A 22,484-nucleotide genomic window follows, 5' to 3' on the forward strand; every position below is an offset into this window, starting at 1 on the left:
AGGGCTGGTTGCAGGGTCAGCTCACCCGTTTGCCTGCGCGTTCCGCCCTGGCGGGAGCAATCCGCTATGCCGTCACCCGGATGAAGCGGCTGGAGATCTATCTCCAGGATGGCCGGCTGGCCATCGACAATAACGCGGCGGAAAGATCCGTCCGTGGCATCGCCCTTGGCCGCAAAAACTGGTTGTTTGCCGGGTCAGATGCCGGTGGCGAACGCGCCGCCAACATCTACACTTTGATCGAAACCGCCAAATTGAACGGTATCGATCCCCAGGCCTGGCTGACCCACGTGTTATCTATTATCGCGGATCATCCCATCAATCGGATCGAAGAACTGCTGCCCTGGAACTTCAAGGCCGATCAGGAAAAACTGGCCGCTTGATCAGCCGACCGGGCGCTTACTTTTTGAGAAAACGCCCAGCTGCGAAGCCTACTGGAATGCGGGCGACGGCAAAACCACATCAGTTTCTGTGTGCAATGGATCCGCGCCCAAAATGGGTTATCGCTGTTCGCGCACAGTCAATAGTCTTGCCGGACGCTCCTGAACAGCACGTTCGAAAAGAGAATATGTCTGATTGACGTAATTCGTCACACCGTCGATCTGGCGGGTATAGCGGGTCAGTTCCTGAGTCATTTCCGCCTGGACCAGCCTGACCTTCTTGTCCGGGGTCTCACTTTCGAAATAGACATAGAACCAGGGATCGCCCCGTTTCAGTACCAGCGGCCGCGTCAGGTCATGCCACTCGAATGCCCACATAAGGGACCGTGGCCAGATATGTGCCGGGAACCGGCCGCCAAACACCATGCCGGGCCAGCCTCGCGCTTTATAATCCATGAATGGATCGCATTGGGTCAGGTAAACAACATCATCGGTGACAAACCGGTAGGGCGCGCCGATCTGCAACATCGGCCGATCCGGATGGCGCCATTCCGATTCATTGATCAAATGCACCTGTTGCTGGACCCGGCCCGGGCGTATCCCGCTGGTTTCATCCGCCATGTTTTGTATGCACCAGCGGCCTTCTTTGTCCTTGGCGATCCTCAGATGCAGGTCAAAGGGGCAGGGTATTTCAAAATACCGGGCCTCCAGATCAAGAACGGCCGGACAGCGGGATGCGGATTTGGCATGTTTGCACAAAGCTGCGGACTTGACACGGCGTGGCGGATCATAGATCAGGCCGGCGGAGGGCGCATCAATCAGCCAACCCACGGAGACTCTGCCTTTGGCATCCTTCTTCTCGGGGTTGAAAAAGCTCTTGATGAAGCGGACGATATTAAGGGCCATGCTTGATACTCCCAAAAGATACTTCGGACTTGCCAATCCCAGCCACAAACCGCGGTTCGGTGGCGGCGAACCATTTTCGGTTAGGATTCCCGGAAAGCCCGATTGACATACTCCAACATCGGTTGAAAAAGGTAGGTGAGGATTGTTCTGGCCTCGGTGGCTATGAAGACTTCCGTTGGCATGCCGGAAGTCAGCTTCACATCCGTCGGCAGGTCGGCCAGGGATTCTTCCGCAATCATGATCCGTGCTGTATAAAAAGCCTGTTGCGTTTCTTTTTCCTCAATCAGATCCGCAGAGACCGTCAGTACCTTTCCGGGCAGGGGATCGGTATAGCGGAAGCTATAGGCGGAAAGATGCACAAAAGCGGGCTGATGAGGGCGGACATCATCGATATCTGTCGGGCTCACGCGGGCCTGAATGACAATGGGTTCGCCTTCCGGCACGATATCCAGAACATCCGCTCCCGGCGACAGCACTCCGCCCGTAGTATTAATCTGCACATTGGCAACCGTACCGCTGACCGGTGCACGCAACATGGTCCGCTCCAGGATATCCTTCGCCGCACCAAGCTTTTCCCGGAGCTGTGTTATCTGGTTCTGGACATCAGATATTTCAGCATCGATTTCTTCCTGTCGACGGCTGTATGAATTCAGACGTCTCAGTTCGAAGTCGCTGACCTGTTCGCGTGTTTCTGCGATCCGTCCGCGGTTGAAGGCCTGCTTCTCGCGCAATTGATGCAAAAGCCGTTTAAGACCCAATATGCGCGGCCGACGTTCAAGCCCTTTGTCGACGAGGGATTGAACATCGGCGATTTCACCTTCCAGCAGGCTCTGCTGCTGTTGCAGCTCGATATTCTGTTCCATCAAGCCGTCAATCACATGTTTCAGCTGCTGGATCCGGGAAGCATATATCTCTCCTTCCTGCTGCCAGCTCTTCACACGGCTTTGAAACAGTTTGACTTCATTCAGCAAGGTCCGGCGGTGTTTCCGGTCAATATCATGGATGTTCTGCAGCAGGTCCGGGCTCCAGTCTCTTTTCCCCGCCTGCTCGACCAGCAACCTTTTCTTGCGTACTTCCAAAGTCTGCAACACTGACAGCAATTCGTCATATGCGCTGCGGGCCTGGATATCCTGCAGGGTCATGACAATTTCACCTGCGCGTACCTTCTGGCCTTCCCTCACTAGGATCCGGTCTATGATCCCGCCCTCCAGATGTTGCACCGTCCGTGTCGCGCCCTCGGACGAGATTTTTCCTTTGGCGATGACAGCCCCCGTCAGTGGTGCCAATGCCGACCATGCAGACAATCCGCCAACGAATCCGATTATGACGATAAGTCCCAGGATAAAAGGTCGGCGGATGGCGGCAGCGATACTATCCCCGGCCATTGGCGGAGGGCTGTCCCTGCCAACAGTTTCCCTGTCCGGTTTCCATCCTGTGATACTCTTCCAGATTGCTTGCGGATTCACGGTCATCCCACCCCTCCCGCGACAACTGTTTGCGGAGCATTTTGCGATTCTTTAGGGGGCGCATTACGCAGTAATTTCGGCAGAACCGTATCCCTTGCACCGCAATCAGCCATTTTTCCTTCAGAGAGCAGGAGGATCGTATCCATCAGTTGCATGAATTGCGGGCGGTGCGATACCACCACGGTGATGGCGCCACGTGCCTTCACTTTGGTGATGGCATTGGCGAGTGCTTGGATTCCATTGTTGTCCAGATGGGCATCTGGCTCGTCCAGGACCAGGAGAACGGGATCGCCGAATAATGCCCTTGCCAGTCCGACTCGCTGTCGTTGTCCGCCGGAAAGAGCGACCCCGCCTGCGCCGACCAGGGTGTCATAACCGTTTGGCAGCGACATTATCAGATCATGGGCATCGGCATTGCGCGCAGCCGTATAGACCTGTTCGAGATCAGGTTCAGGGGAAAGGCGTGCAATTGTCTCGGCTACCGTCGCCGGTGGCAAGCCAACATCCTGCGGCAGGTAGCCGATATAGCGACCCAGGCGGCTGCCCGGCCAATGTTCCAACTTGGCCGCGTCGAGTCTGATCTCACCGATATCGGGCCTGGTGATCCCCGCAAGCAAGCGGCACAGGGTGGTTTTGCCGGATCCTGATGGCCCTATTATCCCAACCACTTCACTTTGGGACAGATTAAGATTGATCCCCTGCAGCAGAAAGCTGTTCGCCAATAGCGGATTACGCTTGTGAAGATTTATCACAGCCAGACGCGCCATCGGCTCCGGGGGTTCCGTCGTACCCTGCCTGTTTTCGTATGCTTCAAGCAATGAACATAAGCGGCCATATGCATTGATGCCTGTGATGAATTGCTGCCATGAGGAAATCAGGATATCGACCGGTGCCAAGGCCCGAGACAGAATAATAGACGCACCAATGACCACGCCGGGCGACAGGTCACCCTGCAGCAGCAACCAAGCGGCCAATGCCATGATCCCCAGCTGTGAAATTTGACGGGCTGCCCGGGCGGTGGCCGCAAAGGCTTCCATCAGGCCCGAAGCCCACCGGTTTTCCTGGTGCGTTTGATCCATCAGATTTTTATGACGCTTCAGCAGGTTATCCTGCATTCCCATCGCTTTGATGGCGTCGGCCTGTGCGATGGCCTGATCTGCCCACCGATTGACGAGGGCCTGTTTGTCGGTCCCCCGCCTGTGTGCCCTGCGGGCGATCATTTCGCCTGCCACAGCCAATGCGACGAGAATGAAGGTGCATGCGAGGGCATATATACCCAATCGGTAATCCAGCATCCACAGGATGGCAAAAAAGATCAGTGACCAGGGAAAATCCAGCAAAGGGAAAAGGGACCGGCCGCTGATCAGATTGCGGACCTGGGTGAGATCCCTCAGCCCCTGGCCGCTGATTGCGCTGCCCTGGACAGTTGAATTCAATGCAGCCATCAGGGTTGGCCCGGCAAGTTGCCGTTCAACCCATGTTCCAGCCCCTGCCATCAATTGATTGCGTGCCCAATCGAGAAACCCATAGGCGATATAGGCGAATACAGCGATGACTGTCAGCAGAACCAGGGTTTCTTCACGACGGCCGGATAAAACCCGATCGAAAATTTGCATCATGTAAAGCGGTGTCGTCAAAAACAGTAAGTTAATGACGGCAGAGAGAACCAAAGAGGCCATGATGGCTTTCCAAACGGCTTTTCGGATCGGGGGTAACGGGCCTGTTGCCACTATTCCCGACTGCATGTTTTGTTGCAGCGGACCTGATCTCTTTTTACCCGCAAACATAGTTCAACTCCCTGTTTACTATGCGGCCGACCCCTTTGAGCTGGCTTTAATCGGTGACGGTTGACGCCGTGTGCATCTCCGGCGGACTGTCGGTTGTTTCCAGTTGCGCTGCCAGTTGCGGGTTCTTCTTGAGATTATCGATATTGTCCAAAAGCTGTTTCAGCGCAGAAAGCGGCATCGCGAGTGTCGGATGCTGGATCACGCGCAGGCCGGGCCGTTTTCGTTTGTCCGGAAGCTGAAGCTCTTCCGCAGTAGGGGGCACCATCTCAACGGTACCGAACGTGATTTTTGCGATATTCGGCTGCTGCACGGAAATATAGAGGCAGGAATCCACCCAGATCTGGTTGGTCATCTTTTAAAACACTCCCAAACTACCTGTTACGAGATACAGGTATTATCCGGGAACCTAGGCCAGCGAAGCGACTGTCAGATTCGGTGTTGATGAAAGAAACCATACAATTTGGGATTGCATGGTTTTTTCATGTGGCACCCATGATTTGGAAAAAAACATATATTTCAAATGTATAACCAATTGCTTCCCGTTGCTGAGACCACGGCAACACCGAATCTGACAGTCGCCGGGCAACTCTGGCGCGTGAAAGGATATCAAGGTGGGAATGTCAGGTTTCTCGGACGCGCTGATCATACGAACCACCGGAATAGATGTGATCACCTAACAGGAAAAATCACTTTCTCCGGACTGCCTAAGTCGGACGAGGCCTGAAAAACGATTGACAGGAGATTACAATGACAGACTACACACTCACAGGTACCTCCGGGGATGACACAGTATCTGACTACCACCACCAGCCAGACGGAGGGGGACTTGTCGGGGGGTTGGACAGCTATGGCGTAAGCCTCGATGGTTCTACCCAGAAATCACAGAAGCTAGTTGCATTTGATGTGACCTTCTACGGCGGAAGCGGCGATGACATTCTTCACGCAAATCACCTGGACTATGATTTTTATGGTGGTGGCGATGATGACACATACATCCTGGAGGATCCTGCTGTTGCAGGCAGCTTCTATGGCGGGTCAGGCACAGATACTCTGGATTATTCGAACTGGACCTGGGACACCGAGGTGGATTTAGTCAACAATGAGGCGAGCAGTCTCAGCGCCATTTCCTCTATTGAAAATGTGTCTGGCTCAAGCGGGGTTGATACGATCACGGGTAACGGATCAGTCAACACACTCTCGGGCAATGATGGCGGCGATCTCATTTACGGCGGTGGCGGGAATGACGCGCTATTTGGTGGAAGAGGCCAAGATACGCTGTATGGCGGTAGCGGCGATGACATCATTGACGCCGGCGAGCGCACCGGCTCTGACATTGATTTGGTAACGACCGGTTCCGGGCGGGATATTATCTTCAGCGGCGGCTTGAGCGATATCGTGATTGAAACAGCCGGTACGGACTTCCTAGACTGGAACCCAACCACGTTTCTGACATATTCAGCCGGGTTACTGAATATTTCCAACCCATTTATAGGGTATGCTGCATCCCTGGGGGCAAACCTTGCCTCACAACTGGTCAACAGCCTGGTTGATAACGATAGCACCACAATCACGCAAGATGAGCAGGATTATGTGCATGTGACGGATTTCGACAGCCGTTCGGATGTTTTTGTCTATACCGGTGCGACAAGCGAAGCGCCGGATTTTACGGCGCAATATTTTGACGGAACCGTCCGCATTGAGACCGATACAACGGCTGGCAGTAACGGTGGCCTGATCGGCAAGCTTGAACTGGACAGTTCCCTGATTTCGGAAATCACCGCGACAACCGGTATGTCGGCTTCGTCGGTGCGGCAGCAGGTCGCCGAGAGTATTGCGGATAACGCGCTGATCATTAAACGGATTAATGAAAATAACTATCAGGATGGCGAAGGCAATACATATTCCACCAGTGTTGATGATGGCAGTGATGTCTATGATCTGCTCAATGGGCTGTCGCTGGGAATAGGTGATACCATTGCCGTATATGGCGCATATGGGCCACAAATTGTGCAGGGTGCCAATATATCGTCGAGCGGTACCACGAATGAAGTCATTCTGGCCGGCAGTGACTATTCTGACATTATCTATGCCGGAAGCCCAACAGCAGATTCCGCCGATGATTATAAGATTTACGTGTTCGGTTATGACGGCGCGGATTACATCAAGGGCGGCACCGGCACTGCTGAAGAAAACGCCTATGATCGTGTCTATGGTGGTGATGGCAATGATACTTATGCATATTCCGCTGTTGACGCACAGGTCACGTTCCACGGGGGCAATGGCAACGATACGGTCGACTTCAGCAGCTTCAATCAGGCCATTACGTTCGATCTCTCCAACAGTGATGCCAATCTGGACCTGACCATTGACAGCGTGGAATCCGTCGTTGGAACCAGCTATGCCGATACGATTACAGGTGATGGTCAGGCAAATACGCTGGCCGGAAACGGCGGGGCTGATACCCTCTATGGCGGCAGTGGTGATGATGTCTTCACGGTCGAATATGGTTCGGACCTGACAGGGCTGGTGATTGACGGTGGCACAGGTGACGATCGGGTTCAGTTGTCCGGTCTGACCAGTGGATTGAGCGGTGATACGGCCGAGGCATTCATTAAGACATTATCGGCCTCAACATCGAATGCCGGCATCGAGCTGACTGACTATGCTGACAATATCTATCCTCTTGGCGATACCAATGACGTCATTCATGGCCTTGGCGGGAACGATTTCATCGGCGGCGGCGGCGGGGCCGACACCCTCTACGGTGGGGATGGAAATGATGTTCTGTCCGGGCGCTTTACGGGATATGGCGGTGCCGAGAATGACACCCTTTATGGTGGCGCTGGAAATGACACTCTCATTGGCGGCGGCAGCACACAGGTTGGAACTGGCAACGATCTGCTCTATGGCGGATCGGGAAGTGATCTGATTTATGGCGGCGATGGAAATGATAGCATTTATGGTGGATCCGGAAATGACGTGATTCATACCGGTGGTGGTCAGGACAATATCTTTTTGGAAACTGGCGATGATTCCATTTTCCTGGATGCCGGGTCGAAAGTCGTTTTTCTCGATGATGCATCTTCCGGCACAAAAACCTTCAGTGGCTTTGGCGCCGATCCTGATACGGTACATCTGATACAGTTCACCGGAGAATATGGAGATCTGGATGATTGGTCGCAGAGCCAAAGCGGTGCGGATACCGTATTGACCCATAACAGCAATGACCTGACCCTCAGGCTTGAGGACTTCCAGAGTGGCGATCTGAATATAGTACAGAATAATGAGGATGTTGTTCTGGCGACCAACACAGTTATCTGTACCTATATGAATGAAATGGGGCTGATCACGGATGATGTTTACCAATGGGATGCAGAATATGGCCGGGCGGTGTTGGGTGAAACAGTGATTCGCGGCTATCACGCTTGGGCGATCCCGTTGGTGAAGGTCCTCCGGAAAAGCCCTCTGCTGACGAAAGCCATCTCGCCTTTTGCCAGAGCTTGGGCACAGGAAATGGCGCATCGCTGTGATCCGGAAAATCATCGGGGATCCCGTCTGGGAACCGCTATCCTTTATGCGGGCGTACCGCTTTGCCGAATGATCGGTATTCTCGTGGAAAGCCAGGGGGGCAAACACGCAGAGAATCTGCGCTGAGCGCGACGTGATCGTTAAGTGTTTTGCACCCCGTCGTATTTCGGCGGGGTGCTTTTTTCGTGTGTTTTTTACTTTCGACGGAAACGGTTTTTATCGAACGCCAATCTCCGTGTCAGGCCAATCGAGAAGAAACCAAAATCCTTTGCCGCTTGCACCACTGCCTGCTGTGTTGTCGCATAACCATAGTTTTCCCGGGCACGTTCCAAATGATAGCGCACTGTTCTAGGGGATATGTTTAATCGCCACGCAATCTCAGACAGATTTTGGCCTCGGGCCGCCAGATAGAGGCACTCGATTTGCTTTAGTGAGAAAGAAGACAATTCCCGCTTGGGTTCGGAATATGCCAGCCGACATTGTCGGAATAAAGTGATCAGGAAATGGATTTTCTGTTTTTGGGGAATGGAAAGGATATCTTGGGAACAGACAACAAGTCTCTTCGGGTTTCCTTCCGTGTTCCAATAGGGAACGCTGAGGACCGTCTGCCAGGGGCTGCCACCAAACAGTGTCGGTGTCTGAAGTACGATTGGAAAATTGACCGGATCCAGAGAGAGGAAATCTCTTTCTGTGACAGTCTTTATCGAGTTTCGGACGAAATAGTGCAGTTTGGGATCGGTGACATTGACATTTTCCAGGGTTGCCACAGACAGTTCCTGTGATGGATCGAACAATTTTCCTTCGTGGCCAAAAATTTCATACTGTACTTTGCAGGTCTCCGGTCCACCAGCAAGGGCAACAAAACTGCATCCCAATTCACCTAACTTATAAATGAAGTCGGCTGAAGCCTCTTTCATGGATGGTGCCGAGAATTTCTCCGAATGTTCTGAGATCCAGTCCCACAGGGTAAATCCATTACTCATGTACTCAGCCTTTGAAAGTGGTCGTTCCCCCTCTGTCTATCCGGTATCAGAACCGCTCTGCGTTGCCATTAAAGGCCAATATGCTTCTGCATATGGCTGTTTTTAGGGCTCAAGATTATAGTCGATGGATACCCTTGCGATGAGTTCCAGATTGTTCCTCAGTCCGTAGAGATCGCGCACGGATTTGATCCTGTATCTAACGGCATCAACCGATATTCCGAGAATGTCGGCAATATCCCGAAGAGTCTTTCCCTTTACGGCCCATTCGATACAAGTGAGTTCATCATATGTCAGCGCCCGAAGACCCGGACGTGTTTTTGGCATGAATTTATCTGGGAAGTCCGACAAGAGGGACGCAATGGTACTGGCTATTGCGCCTTCCTTTCGTGACAGGCGGGTTTTGCAGCCAAACAGATAAGCTTTCCAATCGGAATGGATTGCAAGCGGCAGACATAAGAGAGATTGCCAGGCCGGATAGCCAAATTTTAGCGGAAAAGACATGACCTGTTCTGAGACTGTGTCCGACTTAATCGGATTGGCCTCCAGAGCAAAGGGGCTTTTACGGCTCCTGGCGAAAAGTTTGACCTCGGGTGCCAACCCATTCATCAATTCTATTAATTCTTGATTGAACCTGACTCTCTCCAACCGGTCTCGTCTTTCCAGAAACCTCCCATGGCAATGGAAGTTGCCTAAACTATCTAGGGAGATGCCGGCGAAGAAATTGATCCCCAACGATTTCAGTGTATCAACGGCCTCGCGATAAACCGTGCTTTCATCAAATGCAGTAAATTGAAATTCGGAAATATATGGTGCCTCTTTCAGGCTAATACAGTCATGGTTTAGATGTTTGACATTCGCGGTTTCTGTTTCGCAGGTGTCGAGCTGTTTCGAAACGTCCATAGTTCATCCTCAATACTTACTTATGATTGTAGTAATAGAGGATTCTTCCTCATGCCTAAAAACAGACTTATCGGCTTCAGTGATGAATTGCTAATCACATTTCCTTGTTACATTGATGATTTTCCATCAAACAATTCGCGCATATTTTACTCAAGATTTGGTATGAAAAAATATCCTAAAAGAGGTATAAAAAAAGAGAATTTATCTTTTTTATCAATATTTTCCTGGAGAGATCAAATGTCGGTATCCGAGTGTACAGATTCATAGTAAAGCTCCCTATCACACTACAATTTTTTGTTATTGTATAATGCTATGGATCGATGCTTTTTCTCTATGAAGAGGTATCATAATAACGTATCGTTGAAATTGAATAATGCACGTTTGGCTATAAAAATACATCCTCAGAGCGCCGGTAAAGAACAAGGTCTGACGTGAGCCCTTAAAACTCCTCCAAAAATGAGTGGAGTCGGTCCAAGAGCGGAGAAACGGCCGGTTTTATTGATTTCGTCACGACATAGGTGAAATAGCGGTCAATTCCGATTTCCGCCTGCAGCAGGTCATCCATCAGGGACTGATAGCTGACAATATCCGGCACGGTGACCTTCATCAGATAATCCATGCCGCCGCCTGTTGCCTGGCATTCGGTGATTTCAGGGATCTGCCGGATCCTGTTTTCGAAGATCGAGAAGTCCTCCTGCCGGTGGCGTTTCAGCGTGATATGCACCAGCACATCAATGAGCTTCACAACTTTTTCCAGGTTCAACCGGGCGTGATAGCTTTCGATCACACCCGATTGTTCCAGTTTTCTCAATCTTTCCCAACTGGCCGTGGGCGAGAGATTTATTTTCTCCGCCAGGCGCAGCTTGGTGATGCGCCCATTTTCCTGCATGATTTTAAGGATCTTGAGGTCCAGTCGGTCCAGTTTCATGGCTTAGCTCACAATTTCCGCGATCACCGCCAGGTTGTCACCGACAGCAATCAGCCCTGGGAAATGCCGTCCGGCCAGGATGCCGGAACGGCGGGCCGTGTAAAGAGCGGGCGGCTGACCATTGCGGGCAATGTCATAGACGCGGGCGATTACCTCGCCCGCCTCGATCTTCTGACCCAGATCGACGCAGTATTCCAGCAGTCCGTCATTTTCCGAGGTGATGAAACATTCCCCATCCGGCATGGCAATCTCAGTGCTTTCCGCCAAGTCCGGTTTCCGGTTCAAAATCCCGGCATGAACCAGGAAATTGTTCACCCCCCGATAGGCGCAATCTGCCAGATAGGCGGATGAGGTGCCGCCGCCGCCAAGCTCGGTGGATACAAAGACCTTGCCCATATCCTCGGCCGCGGTGTCATACATGCCCATATTGTCGATCTCCAGCATCATCATGCTGTAGGGCGCGCAAAAGGCTCGCATAGCCTCGACACAGCGCTGTTGCTGGACCTTATTCTCCAGCATATGAGCTGCTGCAAAGGGCACAAACTCAAGGGTTTTTCCGCCGGAATGGATGTCAAGCACCCAATCTGCCAGGGGCAGCAGGTAGCGTTGGAAATAATCGGCGATCTTCTCAGTGACCGTGCCATCGGGCCGACCGGGGAATACACGGTTCAGGTTCCCATGATCGATCGGAGAGGTCCGGGTGCCTTTCCGGAAGGCCGGATAATTCATCGCCGGGACGACAATTACTGTGCCGGTCACATCAGACGGGTCAACCTCATTGATCAGTCGCTGTAATGCGATTGGCCCTTCATATTCGTCACCATGGTTGGCCCCGGTCAGCAGGGCCACAGGACCGTCGCCCCGCCGGACCACGGAGATCGGGATCATGATGGCGCCCCAGGCGGAGGCGTCACTGGAATAAGGTAGTTTCAGATGCCCGTGATGGACGCCGTCCCGGTCCAAAGGGATGGTGCAATTGATCGGAGAAGGTTTCATGGTCATCTTCCTCAATCCTTCACAAAGAGTTCGGTCGGCACATCTGCAAGCCGTTCCACGCCATGGTCGGTGATCAGGATGCTCTCGGTGATCTCGATACCCCAGTCATCGAACCAGAGGCCGGGCATGAAATGGAAGGTCATCCCGGGCTGCAGGAAGGTGGTGTCGCCCGGGCGCAGGCTCATGGTGCGCTCGCCCCAGTCCGGGGGATAGCTGACGCCGATCGGATAGCCGCAGCGGCTGTCCTTCTCGATGCCGGATTTTGCCAGTTCGGCAAAAAAGGCCTTAGCGATATCCTGAACCCGGTTGCCGGGCCGGGCCGCTTCCAGCCCGGCGGCCAGCCCGTCCTGGAGGGCTTTTTCCGCGGTCCGCCATTTTTCCGGCGGCCGGCCCAGATAAACGGTCCGGGACAGCGGGCAGTGATAGCGCAGATGGCAGCCCGCGATTTCAAAAAACGTGCCCTGATTATTCTCGATCGGCAGATCGTCCCAGGTCAGATGCGGTGCGCTGGCATCCTTGCCGCTGGGCAGCATGGGCACGATGGAAGGGTAGTCGCCGCCATGGCTGTCGGCCCCGAGAATCCCAGCCCGGTATATTTCCGCCACCAGCTCATTCTTGCGCATGCCGGGCTCGATCTTCTCGAAAATGGCCTTATGCATCTCCTCAACGATGCGCCCGGCCCGGCGCATATAAACCAGTTCCTGTGGGGATTTGACGGCGCGTTCCCAGTTGACCAGGCCGTTCGCGTTTTTCAACTGCACATTGGGCAGTTTTTCAGCCAGAGACAGATAGGCCGCCGCCGAGAAGTAATAGTTGTCCAGCTCAATGCCGAGCGTTCCCTTGTCCCAACCGCGCTGGGCCAGGATGCCCGAGAGATAGTCCATGGGGTGTCGCTCGGTCGATTGCACATAATGATCGGGATAGCCGATGATGTCGGCATCCGCCAGGAAGGTGGTGCGCCTGGCTCCATTGCCATCCTGGCCCCGGCCGAACCAGAACAGTCCCTCCTCCTGGCGCAGGATCACCGCCTGATGGACATAGAAGGACCAGCCGTCATAGCCGGTTAGCCAATTCATATTGGCCGGATCGGTGACGATCAGGGTATCCAGGCCAGTGCGTGCCATCGCATGCCGGGCTTTTTCGATCCGGTCGGCGAATTCCTGGCGGCTGAAATGCTTTACAGTCATGACAAATACTCTTCTCTCAACATCAAGACCGGATGATCTGCCCGGCATTTGCCTTTTCGGAAACCTGGCGTGCCAGGGTGGCGATGGCGGTATCCTGCATCCCGGTGCCCGTAAGATCGGCGATGGTAATCTGATCCTCACTGATGCGCCCCGGTTTTAGCCCGGCGATAACCTCACCAAGCTGGATCTGGGGTGTTTCCGCCGCGATCAGCCCCTTATCGATGGCATGATGCAATTCCCCCAGGCGGCGGCACTGGTCGGTATGGTCCGGGACATAGAGATCCGCCCTGGCAGTCAATTCCGGTGCCAGCTCGTTCTTGTGTTCTGCATCTGATCCCATGGCGGTGATATGCAGCCCTGGCCGCAGGCATTCAGGTCCCAGCAGCGGTTCAGTTGCCGGTGTGGTGGTGACAATGATATCGCTGGTTTCCGCGAGGAGATCCGGTTTGTCGGCAACCGTGCAGGTAAGCCCCATTTCATCGCGCACCCGGCGGGCATAATCCTCTGCCTTGTTTGGATCACGGGCCCAGACCGAAACGGTCTTGATATCGCGGACCAACCGCAATGCCTGCAGTTGCATAAAGCCCTGCACACCGGCACCGACAATGCCCGCATGTTTGGCATCCTTCCGGGACAGCCATTTGGCGGCAACGCCACCGGCGGCGGCTGTCCGGACATCGGTCAGGTAACCATTATCCAGCAGAAGCGCTTCGACAAGGCCGGTTTTTGCTGAAAAAAGCACCATCAGGCCGTTTACGCTTGGCAGGCCCAGTTTCGGATTGTCGAAGAAACCGGGGCTCATTTTGATGGCGAAGCTATCCACACCCGGGATATAGGCGGTCTTAACATCGACCTCGCCGTTATATTCCGGGATATCCAGCCGCATGATCGGTGGCATGATAATCGGCTGGGTGGCCAGGGCATGGAAGCCGGCTTCGATGCAGTCGATGGCCTCCAGGTTGAGCTTGACGGCGTCACGTAGGTCTTTATTGGTCAGGATGTTGATTTCGGTCATGTCTTGATACTCAACTGTCATAAGGGTTATAGGAGCCGCTGATCACCGAATGATGCAGCGTCATATCCAGGTTCTTGCCGCTGGCAACCAGGGCAATTTTCCGTGCTTTTTCCGGCGGGAACAGTTTCAGGGCCGCGATCCCGACGGCACCGGATCCCTCGATCACTTCGCCTTCTTCCCAATATGCGTGGCGGATCGCGTCCGCGATTTCCGCTTCTGGCACGACGAGAAGGTCATCCACCAGGTCACGCACCATATTGAAGGTGAAACGGTTATTGAGTCCGATGCCACCGCCCAGTGCATCCGCCAGGGTGGGCAATTCCTCCACCAGGATCGGTTTTCCAACCTTTTGGCTCTGGTACATGGCACTGCCACGCTCCATGGAGACGCCGATCACCCGGCAGTCCGGGTTGACCGCTTTCACCACCCTGGCCACCCCGGCCAGCAATCCGCCACCGGAGAGCGGCACATAGACCGCCTCCAGGTCCGGGAGAGCCTCGATCAGCTCGAGGCCAACCGTTCCTGCCCCGGCAATGATGTCCGGATGATCAAAAGGCGGCAGCGGCGTCATGCCCTCCTCGTGGATCAGGCGCTCTACCTCGACCTCGGCATCATCCTGGCTTTTGCCGATGATGCGGACATCGGCACCAAGGCTCCTGATGGCGGACACCTTGTTTTCCGGCACCAGGTCCGACATGCAGATCACCGCACGGACACCGGCGCGGCTTGCCGCATAGGCCAGCGCACGGCCGTGATTGCCGGTGGAGACCCCAACCACTCCCCGTGCTTTTTGATCATCGCTCAGCGACAGAATCGCATTGGTTGCGCCGCGCAGTTTGAAGCTGCCGGTGATTTGGTTCTGTTCCCATTTTACATGAACTGGTGAACCGGTCAGACCGGACAGACTGGCGGAATGGCGTGCCGGTGTCTGGAGGACATGGCCGGAGATTCTGCGGCGTGCCACATAGATCTCGCTCATATTCACGGTATTACTCATTTCACATACTGCCTTTGGGGTTGAGAGTGAGATCAAACAGCCGTCCGAAGCCCTCGACCCTTGCGGGGCTCTCCATCAATTGAAGGGCATGCCAGACAATGGCTTGGTTGCTGGTCACCACAGGCTTCCCTAATTTCTGTTCCAGGGCTTCAATGGCCGTGGCGGACCTGAGGGCCGTGCAGGATATGAACAGCAGATCCGCCTCATCACGGCAGGCCTTGATCGCAGCGTTATGAATTGCCTGTGCCGGAAGGCAGGTCATATCGAGATCCTTGTCCAGGCCGAAGCCCTCAATGCTTAAAACCTCAAATCCCTCGTTGAGGAAATGCGCTAGCATTGTTTCATTCACTGCACGGGTATAAGGGGTTAAGATCGAGATCTTTTTCGCCCCGAAAGCCCGTAGGGCATTTCGGGTGGCGGTGATCGGGTTGGTGCTTGGCGTATCGGGATGGGCGGCCCTGATCAGTTTTTCCAGTTGCGCTTCGCCGATCGCCACGGTGCCGGATGTGCATCCATAGATCACCACATCGACGCCATAGCCCGGCAGGATCCCCGCTGCGGCCCGCGTGATGTCGCCTGACATGGCGCGCAGGTTATCCATGGTCACAGGATTGGCATTGGTGACTCTATTGGTGAAGATCTCAATCCCGCTGGGAAAGATCCGCCGAAGGTCGGTTTCACTGTTCAGGTCTGTCGCCAGGGCGAGCAGGCCGACCCGCCCGCCGGGCGCGATATCCTCGAAGCGAATTTCGGAGGCGCAATCGCCGATTTCAGTCCGTGTGTTCACTAATTTAATTCCTCTGTTACCTTGCGCCGTCATACGACCATGACCGGGCATTGCGCCAGGCTGGTCACCTTGTGTGAGACGCTGCCCAGCAGATAATTTTCGATGTCACCGACCCCACGGCTGCCCAGGATGATCAGGTTGATCTCCCGTTCGGTGGCAAATTGGACGATGGTCCGGGCCGGTGGCCCGCTTTTGACGAAACCGCGCACGTCCGCAACACCGGAATTCCGGGCGATTTGTTTGGCCTGTTCGACCACGCCGGTGGCATATTCCCGCATGGAATCATCCAGGTTTTCCGGCGCTTCCGGCCGCACCATCGACATGGAGGCCTCTAGCAGGCTGTAATGGCGATAGACGCTCAGGATGAACAGCTGGGAGGCGAATTTTTCCTGTAGAAGAATGGCCTGCCTCAGAGCGGCCAGCGCGCCATCCGATCCATCAACGGGTACCAAGATCCGGTCAAACATGGTCACAACTCCTCTGGTTTACCTGAAGGCGACATCCCGCAATGTCAGGGCGATTTCGGGGAAAAAGATCAGCAGGACGGCGACCGACAACAGCATCAGGACAAAAGGCGGCGTGCCCCGGACCACATCCAGATAGGGCCGCTTGAAAATGGCGATGGCGGTGAAAATATCGCAGCCGAAGGGCGGTGTTGCAGACCCGATCGCCACCTGCAGGGTGATGATGGTTCCGACCAGCACCGGATCCAGGCCGACCGATTTCACTACGGGAGCAAAGATCGGCACCAGCACCAGGATGACCACGATGGGATCGACAAACATGCAGCCGATGAAAAAGGCGATCGAGATCACAAAAAGGACTCCGATCGCCCCCATTTCAGTGATGCCGATGGCGCCCAGCATGGCCTGGGGGATCTGGGCAAAGGAAATAACCCAGGAAAAAGCGCTGCCGGCGGCAACCAGGATGAAGACCACGGCCGTGATCAGTCCGGTGGATTTCGCAATTGCATAGATGTCCGGCAGATTCAGTGAGCGGAAGACCAGGAATTCCAGGATAATGGCATAAAGGACGCAGGCAGCCGCCGCTTCTGTCGGGCTGAAGACGCCGCCATAGATCCCGCCGATGATGATCACCGGGAAACCCAGCGGCCAAACTGCCTGGCGCACCGCGGTCAATCGTTCGCCCCAACTGGCTTTCGGTTCGGTCGGCACATTGGTCAAAGTGGCATAAATCACGCTGTAGACTGTGAAAAACAACAGGATCAAAAGCCCCGGTCCGATTCCGGCGATGAACAGTTCCGCAATTGAGGTATTGGAAACGACGCCGTAGATGATCATGCCGATGCTGGGCGGGATCAGGAAGGCGATGTCGCTGGAATTGACGATCAGGGCCAGGATGAAGGAATCCTTGTATCCGGCCTTCAGCATGCGCGGGCGCAGCGGTGAACCGACAGCAACCACTGTTGCCTGGGTCGAACCGGAAACCGCGCCAAAAAGCGTACAGGCCGTCGCGGTGCTGACCGCCAGGCCGCCTTTGACATGGCCTATGAAGGCCATCACCATATCGATCATACGCCTCGCGGATTCACCGCGCGTCATGATGTCTGCGGCCAGGATGAACATAGGCACCGCGATCAGGGATGCCGGACGGATGCCGGTCAGGAACTGCTGGACCATAAAATCCATCTTCCCGACCCCGCCGAAAATTTCATAAAAGCCGATGAGTGCAGCGATAATCAAAGGCACCATCATCGGAAAGCCCAGAAGCAGCAGGATAATCATTGCCAACATCATTGCGGCGGCCATTGTCTTAACTCCCGGTTCTAAATTTCTATCTCGGTATCGTCATAGCCCTCCAGCACACTGGTGGAGAGATAGACGTCTTTTTCGAGGATGTTTTTGACGGCGGTCAGCAGATATTGGAGGCCGGTCATGAAAAAGCCGAGAGGCACCCAAACGAATATCCACCAGACAGGTATCTGCAGCGCCGGCAGGACCCGGCCACTGGCCATCACCTTGCCGATATAGGCCAACGAGAAATAACACAGCAGGAACATCATCCCCGCAGTGACCACGGAAATGGTGATCATTAGGAACTTGCGCATCCTGACCGGCAATGCGTCGTAAATCGCCGACATGCGGATATGGCGCCCCTGGCGGGCGGCATAGCCAACGCCCGCAAAGGTGATCAGGATGATCAGGATGCGGTTTACCTCTTCGGTGAAAAACAGGCTGTGCTGAAAGATATAACGGCCGATCACATTGGCGACCGTATTGCCAGCCATCAGCAAAACCCCGGTTGCCAGCATGAAAGACTCAAAGCGGCCGATCAGGGAATCAATCTTTCCCTGGATACCGAGCAGGCTTGAACAGATCCGCTTTGGGTCCTGTTTCTCGTCTAGACTGGTCCCGTTCTCTGCCAATTTGGTTTCCATATAACCCTCCTCAACAGTTTTTCGCCGGGGGGCCGGGGGGTGTTTCACACACCACCCGGACCACCTGACGCCTCCGAAGCAGGAGGGGGCTTACATTGTCGCCTTGAGATCGGCCTTCAACTGGTCAAGGATCGCCTTGCCGCTGTCACCGGTCATCTCGATGAATTTGGCTTCGACATCCTTGGCGGCATCCTTGAAGCAGGAGCGCTGTTCCTCGGAGAGGACCGTCACCGTCATTTCCGGCTTGGCTTTTTTGATCTTGTCGAGCTCCTGCTCAGCCAGGCCCTGCTGGTAGCTGACGATATAGTCATAAGCCGCGGCGGCAGCATCATTGACCACCTTCTGATCTGCCGGGCTCAAGCCGTCAAAAAATTCCTTATTTGCCATCACTGCCGTGGTGAAATTGTTGTGCCCGGCATAGGTGATGTGATCGGTGACCTCATAGATCTTGGTGGAATAAAGGAAGAAGGTCGGGTTTTCCTGGCCCTGGATGATGTTGAGCTGCAGGCCGCCATAAACCTCACCCCAGGGCAGCGGCGTCGGAATGGCGCCAAAGGCCTTGTAGGATTCCACCAGCAGCGGGTTGGTCATGACCCGGAATTTAACCTCATTGAGATCCTCGCAGCCTGTGACCGGGTCTTTGGTGGTCATAGCCACTTCGCCCTCGGGGAACATGTTGAGCAATTCAAGCCCCTGATTGGCATAAAGATCTTTGAAATCCTCGTTGATTGCCTTGCTGTTCTTGTAGAAACGGCTGAGATGTTCCTGGTCAGTTGGCAGCAGATAAGGAACAAAAAACACCTGGGCTTCCGGGATCAAGGAACCGGTGAATCCTGGGGACTGATCAACAAACTGCAGAATGCCGGCCTGAGCCTGCTCCATAATGTCGGCAGATTCTCCCAATGTCCCGTAGGGGAATAGAAGCACTTCATGATCCGAGTTTGCCTCAATCTCTTCCTTGAATTTGGTGGCATATACGCCTTGAACCTCGGTCAGGGATTCCTCAAAGGCATATCTCCATTTTTCCGCATGTGCTCCCGATATACCTGTCACAAATGCCGCCATCGCGGTCAGGGCGGCCAAAAAACTTGTTTTCGTGGTCATCGTGCAAACCTCTCCATTCTACAAATTATGGTTCGGACTTCCTTACCCGCCGGGGGCCTGGGTATTGCCACCCATGTCAGCCGCAATCGGATCAGGAGTCCCCCGGGGCCCCGCTTCAAACAACGCTTCCTCAGAAAGCGTCATCCGGTTCGTTCACGCACCGGCGGGGTTTCACCAGGAATGGGAAGAGGAAACATTTAAATTGTAATGCAAGTCAATTGTTATATTGACGCAGTTCAATGACTCGATGCTGCCTTAGAAGGGCTGTGCGATCGGGTCCGGCCGACGTTTAAGTAGATTGCTCAATAACTTAAGGCCACGACGGAAGCTGGAAGCGGAGTGTGCTCCGCCCAAAGATACACGCACTGCATGTGGCGTCTTGCATTCAGGCGCGGCAAAAGGTCGGGGTGGGGCAACAGCGACCCCCAATGCCTGGGCATGTTCTACGAATGCTTCCGGGGTCCAGGTTTCCGGCAGCCTGAGCCAGAAATGCAAGGCCGCCGGATTGCCTCGCCAGTCAAACTCCGCCATTTCCTCGGCAACCACCGCATGGCGTAAGGCCAGTTCCCGTCGCTGCCAGGCGACGAGTTCTTCCGCTGTGCCATCTTCGACCCAGCGGCTGGCGATTTCCGTGACCAGCGGCGTTGCCATCCAGTTGAAGACCAGCATACGGCCGGTCAGGGCCGGGATCAGCTGATCCGGGGCCACCATGTAGCCGGCCCGCAGTCCGGATAAAGTGCATTTCGAGAAGGAGGTTAGATAAATGCTGCGTTCCGGCGCGAGCATGGAGATCGGGACCGGGCGGTCCGTCATTAAAGGCCCCCAGACATCATCCTCGATGATGGTCACATCATGATGGCGCGCGATTTCAGCCAGCTTCCGCCGTCTCTCGTCGGGCACGGTTGTGACGGTGGGGTTGGCCTGGGTCGGCACCGTGAACAGCACCTTGACTTCCTGGGCCTTGCAGGCTTTTTCAAAGGCTTCAGGGACAATTCCATCCTGGTCCGTCTGCAATCCTTTCAATTTCAGCCCAAAATAGGCGCAAAGGGAAATGATCAGATGATGGGCGATATCCTCGGTTACCACGGTGTCGCCATAATGGGCGATTGTGGCAAGGGCCGTGGTCATGCCATTGCAGACACCATTGGTCATGATGATATTCTCAGGTTTGGTCTCCAGGCCGCACCGACGCAGCCATTTGACGCCGGATTCACGATGGGCTTTCAACCCCACATTTGGACGGCAGGCGAGATAGGTATCATGATCAAGGCCTTCCGGCAGATTGCGCAGGGTCCCGTCCATGACTTTTGCATGATAGGGATCATAGACCGGCCGCGAAATCGACAGGTCGATGATGCCATTCGGGTCGCGGTCCATCAGAAACGGCTGCTGCGAGGGCCGCCCCGGATCCAGGACATAGGTGCCGCGCCCGACATGGCTGCCGACCAGTCCCTGGCGCCGTAGGCCTTCATAGGCTTTGCTGACGGTATGCACACTGATTCCGATATCATGCGCCAGGTCGCGATGCGGCGGCAGCTTGGTGCCCGCAGGCAGACGCCCGTCCTCTATCGCGGATTTCATCGCGGCGGCAAGGCTGGTGTGAAGCGGATGGCTAAGGCAGTCTTTTGTCGGTATCCAATTTGTCATGCGTCAATTTAACGATTGTCCTGTGCGCGGTGCAACTGTTTTCCTGAGAGCAAATGATGATCACGTGCTGCTCTACAGGCGGCACATCCAATAAACGAGGCCAGCAGGTTGGAAAATCCCATTGATGTCTCCTGAGCACAGCTTTGCGTGTGCAGAATTTTTACGCCTGTTATCGTATGGGGAATATTGGCAGTTCATTGAGTGTCGCCGGGTTTGGGAATTGGTTAAGAAATCAGATCAGATCAGATTGCAATTTCTTCAAATTTACCTAGATGCAGGCCTCTCGTCGTAATCATCTCACTCTTCAACGCCATCTCTTTATCCCTATCCGATTATCAGGCTATGCCACGCGGCAGCCATGGCGGAGCGACGTTATTCGAACGTCTACATTGGACGCTTGAGCCTGGTCAGATCCTTGTCTTGCATTATCTCTGATGGTATCTTACGAAAGACCTTGCATACAAAAATTTGCTTCGCCCTCTACAAAATCTGCTAACGGATCCTCCTCCAGGGCATTTGGGAAAGATCAATGTCTTCCGTTCAACAAAATGAGGTCACATCCTGAGAATGAAGACAGTATTTCATTTGATTTCAAAGAAGAATGCGGCCGCCATCTGTACTGGCATGATGTTGTTTTTCCTCCTTCCCTATCCAGCGATTGCTAATGATGGAAATATAATTCGTTTGGTGCAAGATCCTTGGCCGCCAATCACCTCAGAGAAGATTTCTGGGGAAGGATTAGCAACCGATATTGTCACAAAGGCTTTCCGGATTGCGGGCTACGATCCAAAGGTGGAAACGATTCCCTGGAAACGCGCCTTGGTGATGGTTGAAACGCTTAAGAGCGACGCAATTGTCGCTGCATATCATAATGATGATCGTGCGCAGAAATTTGACTACAGCTTGCCTTACCTGGTGACCCCCATATTATTTTTGAAGCGTCGCGAAACCAATATTAGCTATAATTCGTTAGAAGACCTGAGAAACGTTCGTATTGGTATTATACGATCAGCATCCAATGGTAACGAGTTTGATCAAGCGGACTTTCTCAACAAAATCGAATTGAGTAATCCTTCTGTTATTATACGAATGCTCTATTATGGGCGTGTGGACATCGCCCCATTTACCAACGTTGTCGGTATGCATCTGATTAATACCCGTTTCTCCCAATGGTCCGATGAGTTTGAGTTTTTTGGAAGACCGTTGGCGGTTTTGCGCTACTACTTAATCATTGGGAAAGCACATCCGAAGAAAGATACTATTCTGAAAGATTTTAATATGGCCATCATGGAAATGAAATCTGACGGAACCATTCAGGAAATCATCGCAGCGCACAATCTGATGAATGCATTTCCACGAGAGAATTTCAATTTACGTTAGCTGTGACGTGAGCCCTTAAAACTCCTCCAAAAATGAGTAGAGTCCGTCCAATAAAAGGAGACGGACATGAAGCGCAGTCGATTTAGCGAAGAACAGAT

General features: G+C 53.9%; 20 protein-coding genes. 3 read left to right on the plus strand and 17 right to left on the minus strand.

What is annotated here, in order from left to right:
• The coding region (locus DFP90_RS22030) for an IS66 family transposase (protein WP_147301111.1) at window positions 1-380 on the plus strand (380 nt) is incomplete at its 5' end.
• A gap of 117 nt (window positions 381-497) precedes the next feature.
• Here DFP90_RS22030 and DFP90_RS22035 read toward each other — a convergent pair.
• The 4 genes from DFP90_RS22035 to DFP90_RS22050 all read right to left on the minus strand — a co-directional run bounded on the left by DFP90_RS22035 (window position 498) and on the right by DFP90_RS22050 (window position 4,888).
• Window positions 498-1,283 carry a hypothetical protein gene (locus tag DFP90_RS22035; protein ID WP_115939611.1) on the minus strand — a complete coding sequence of 262 codons (786 nt, stop codon included), beginning with the start codon at window positions 1,281-1,283 and terminating at the stop codon, window positions 498-500.
• Window positions 1,284-1,363: 80 nt separating this feature from the next.
• A complete protein-coding gene (locus DFP90_RS22040) occupies window positions 1,364-2,668 on the minus strand; it encodes an HlyD family type I secretion periplasmic adaptor subunit (RefSeq protein WP_181905518.1) in 1,305 nt (434 codons plus the stop codon).
• 83 nt (window positions 2,669-2,751) lie between these two features.
• Window positions 2,752-4,428, minus strand: coding sequence for a type I secretion system permease/ATPase (locus tag DFP90_RS22045; protein ID WP_181905519.1), 1,677 nt, complete (start codon window positions 4,426-4,428; stop codon window positions 2,752-2,754).
• 154 nt (window positions 4,429-4,582) lie between these two features.
• Entirely contained in the window at window positions 4,583-4,888 is a 306-nt protein-coding gene (locus tag DFP90_RS22050; protein ID WP_115939617.1) for a hypothetical protein, read from the minus strand.
• A 395-nt stretch (window positions 4,889-5,283) separates the two neighbouring features.
• Here DFP90_RS22050 and DFP90_RS22055 point away from each other — a divergent pair, with 395 nt between their 5' ends.
• Window positions 5,284-8,190 (plus strand): calcium-binding protein, encoded by a 2,907-nt coding sequence (locus tag DFP90_RS22055; RefSeq protein WP_115939619.1) that lies wholly within the window; start codon window positions 5,284-5,286, stop codon window positions 8,188-8,190.
• Window positions 8,191-8,258: 68 nt separating this feature from the next.
• On the opposite strand, the gene DFP90_RS22060 is transcribed toward DFP90_RS22055, so the two are convergent.
• The 13 genes from DFP90_RS22060 to ehuR all read right to left on the minus strand — a co-directional run bounded on the left by DFP90_RS22060 (window position 8,259) and on the right by ehuR (window position 21,006).
• A complete protein-coding gene (locus tag DFP90_RS22060) occupies window positions 8,259-9,047 on the minus strand; it encodes a helix-turn-helix transcriptional regulator (RefSeq protein WP_115939621.1) in 789 nt (262 codons plus the stop codon).
• Window positions 9,048-9,149: 102 nt separating this feature from the next.
• Complete coding sequence (locus DFP90_RS22065) at window positions 9,150-9,947, minus strand: helix-turn-helix transcriptional regulator (RefSeq protein ID WP_115939623.1); 798 nt, start codon at window positions 9,945-9,947, stop codon at window positions 9,150-9,152.
• Between the two features lie 439 nt (window positions 9,948-10,386).
• Window positions 10,387-10,875, minus strand: a complete 489-nt coding sequence (locus DFP90_RS22070) for an Lrp/AsnC family transcriptional regulator (RefSeq protein ID WP_115939625.1) — start codon at window positions 10,873-10,875, stop codon at window positions 10,387-10,389.
• A 3-nt stretch (window positions 10,876-10,878) separates the two neighbouring features.
• The gene (gene doeB / locus DFP90_RS22075) at window positions 10,879-11,877 is read right to left on the minus strand and encodes a N(2)-acetyl-L-2,4-diaminobutanoate deacetylase DoeB (RefSeq protein WP_218044775.1); all 999 of its coding nucleotides are present in this window, start codon (window positions 11,875-11,877) and stop codon (window positions 10,879-10,881) included.
• Window positions 11,878-11,882: 5 nt separating this feature from the next.
• Window positions 11,883-13,058, minus strand: coding sequence for an ectoine hydrolase DoeA (doeA, locus tag DFP90_RS22080; RefSeq protein ID WP_115939627.1), 1,176 nt, complete (start codon window positions 13,056-13,058; stop codon window positions 11,883-11,885).
• A gap of 22 nt (window positions 13,059-13,080) precedes the next feature.
• Window positions 13,081-14,073 carry a cyclodeaminase gene (locus DFP90_RS22085; RefSeq protein WP_115939629.1) on the minus strand — a complete coding sequence of 331 codons (993 nt, stop codon included), beginning with the start codon at window positions 14,071-14,073 and terminating at the stop codon, window positions 13,081-13,083.
• Window positions 14,074-14,083: 10 nt separating this feature from the next.
• Window positions 14,084-15,070 carry a hydroxyectoine utilization dehydratase EutB gene (eutB, locus tag DFP90_RS22090; protein WP_115939631.1) on the minus strand — a complete coding sequence of 329 codons (987 nt, stop codon included), beginning with the start codon at window positions 15,068-15,070 and terminating at the stop codon, window positions 14,084-14,086.
• A gap of 1 nt (window position 15,071) precedes the next feature.
• Entirely contained in the window at window positions 15,072-15,857 is a 786-nt protein-coding gene (locus tag DFP90_RS22095; RefSeq protein WP_245957149.1) for a maleate cis-trans isomerase family protein, read from the minus strand.
• Between the two features lie 29 nt (window positions 15,858-15,886).
• Entirely contained in the window at window positions 15,887-16,324 is a 438-nt protein-coding gene (locus DFP90_RS22100) for a universal stress protein (protein WP_115939635.1), read from the minus strand.
• A gap of 18 nt (window positions 16,325-16,342) precedes the next feature.
• Window positions 16,343-17,626 carry a TRAP transporter large permease gene (locus DFP90_RS22105; RefSeq protein ID WP_115939637.1) on the minus strand — a complete coding sequence of 428 codons (1,284 nt, stop codon included), beginning with the start codon at window positions 17,624-17,626 and terminating at the stop codon, window positions 16,343-16,345.
• A gap of 17 nt (window positions 17,627-17,643) precedes the next feature.
• Window positions 17,644-18,255, minus strand: coding sequence for a TRAP transporter small permease (locus DFP90_RS22110; protein WP_115939639.1), 612 nt, complete (start codon window positions 18,253-18,255; stop codon window positions 17,644-17,646).
• Between the two features lie 90 nt (window positions 18,256-18,345).
• The gene (locus DFP90_RS22115) at window positions 18,346-19,359 is read right to left on the minus strand and encodes a TRAP transporter substrate-binding protein (protein WP_115939641.1); all 1,014 of its coding nucleotides are present in this window, start codon (window positions 19,357-19,359) and stop codon (window positions 18,346-18,348) included.
• Window positions 19,360-19,614: 255 nt separating this feature from the next.
• Window positions 19,615-21,006: a MocR-like ectoine utilization transcription factor EhuR gene (ehuR, locus tag DFP90_RS22120; protein WP_115939643.1), complete on the minus strand. Its 1,392-nt coding sequence runs from the start codon at window positions 21,004-21,006 to the stop codon at window positions 19,615-19,617.
• 567 nt (window positions 21,007-21,573) lie between these two features.
• Between ehuR and DFP90_RS22125 the strand changes: the two genes are divergently transcribed.
• Window positions 21,574-22,386, plus strand: coding sequence for a substrate-binding periplasmic protein (locus DFP90_RS22125; protein ID WP_115939645.1), 813 nt, complete (start codon window positions 21,574-21,576; stop codon window positions 22,384-22,386).
• Window positions 22,387-22,484 lie beyond the last annotated feature (98 nt).

This window comes from Aestuariispira insulae, from assembly GCF_003385955.1.
Lineage (GTDB): Bacteria > Pseudomonadota > Alphaproteobacteria > UBA8366 > Aestuariispiraceae > Aestuariispira > Aestuariispira insulae.

Coding starts and splice junctions, on each gene's coding strand:
- DFP90_RS22035 (WP_115939611.1), bottom strand. CDS start 1,283: ATGGCCCTTAATATCGTCCGCTTCATCAAGAGCTTTTTCAACCCCGAG.
- DFP90_RS22040 (WP_181905518.1), bottom strand. CDS start 2,668: ATGGCCGGGGATAGTATCGCTGCCGCCATCCGCCGACCTTTTATCCTG.
- DFP90_RS22045 (WP_181905519.1), bottom strand. CDS start 4,428: ATGGCCTCTTTGGTTCTCTCTGCCGTCATTAACTTACTGTTTTTGACG.
- DFP90_RS22050 (WP_115939617.1), bottom strand. CDS start 4,888: ATGACCAACCAGATCTGGGTGGATTCCTGCCTCTATATTTCCGTGCAG.
- DFP90_RS22055 (WP_115939619.1), top strand. CDS start 5,284: ATGACAGACTACACACTCACAGGTACCTCCGGGGATGACACAGTATCT.
- DFP90_RS22060 (WP_115939621.1), bottom strand. CDS start 9,047: ATGAGTAATGGATTTACCCTGTGGGACTGGATCTCAGAACATTCGGAG.
- DFP90_RS22065 (WP_115939623.1), bottom strand. CDS start 9,947: ATGGACGTTTCGAAACAGCTCGACACCTGCGAAACAGAAACCGCGAAT.
- DFP90_RS22070 (WP_115939625.1), bottom strand. CDS start 10,875: ATGAAACTGGACCGACTGGACCTCAAGATCCTTAAAATCATGCAGGAA.
- doeB (WP_218044775.1), bottom strand. CDS start 11,877: ATGACCATGAAACCTTCTCCGATCAATTGCACCATCCCTTTGGACCGG.
- doeA (WP_115939627.1), bottom strand. CDS start 13,058: ATGACTGTAAAGCATTTCAGCCGCCAGGAATTCGCCGACCGGATCGAA.
- DFP90_RS22085 (WP_115939629.1), bottom strand. CDS start 14,073: ATGACCGAAATCAACATCCTGACCAATAAAGACCTACGTGACGCCGTC.
- eutB (WP_115939631.1), bottom strand. CDS start 15,070: ATGAGTAATACCGTGAATATGAGCGAGATCTATGTGGCACGCCGCAGA.
- DFP90_RS22100 (WP_115939635.1), bottom strand. CDS start 16,324: ATGTTTGACCGGATCTTGGTACCCGTTGATGGATCGGATGGCGCGCTG.
- DFP90_RS22105 (WP_115939637.1), bottom strand. CDS start 17,626: ATGGCCGCCGCAATGATGTTGGCAATGATTATCCTGCTGCTTCTGGGC.
- DFP90_RS22110 (WP_115939639.1), bottom strand. CDS start 18,255: ATGGAAACCAAATTGGCAGAGAACGGGACCAGTCTAGACGAGAAACAG.
- DFP90_RS22115 (WP_115939641.1), bottom strand. CDS start 19,359: ATGACCACGAAAACAAGTTTTTTGGCCGCCCTGACCGCGATGGCGGCA.
- ehuR (WP_115939643.1), bottom strand. CDS start 21,006: ATGACAAATTGGATACCGACAAAAGACTGCCTTAGCCATCCGCTTCAC.
- DFP90_RS22125 (WP_115939645.1), top strand. CDS start 21,574: ATGAAGACAGTATTTCATTTGATTTCAAAGAAGAATGCGGCCGCCATC.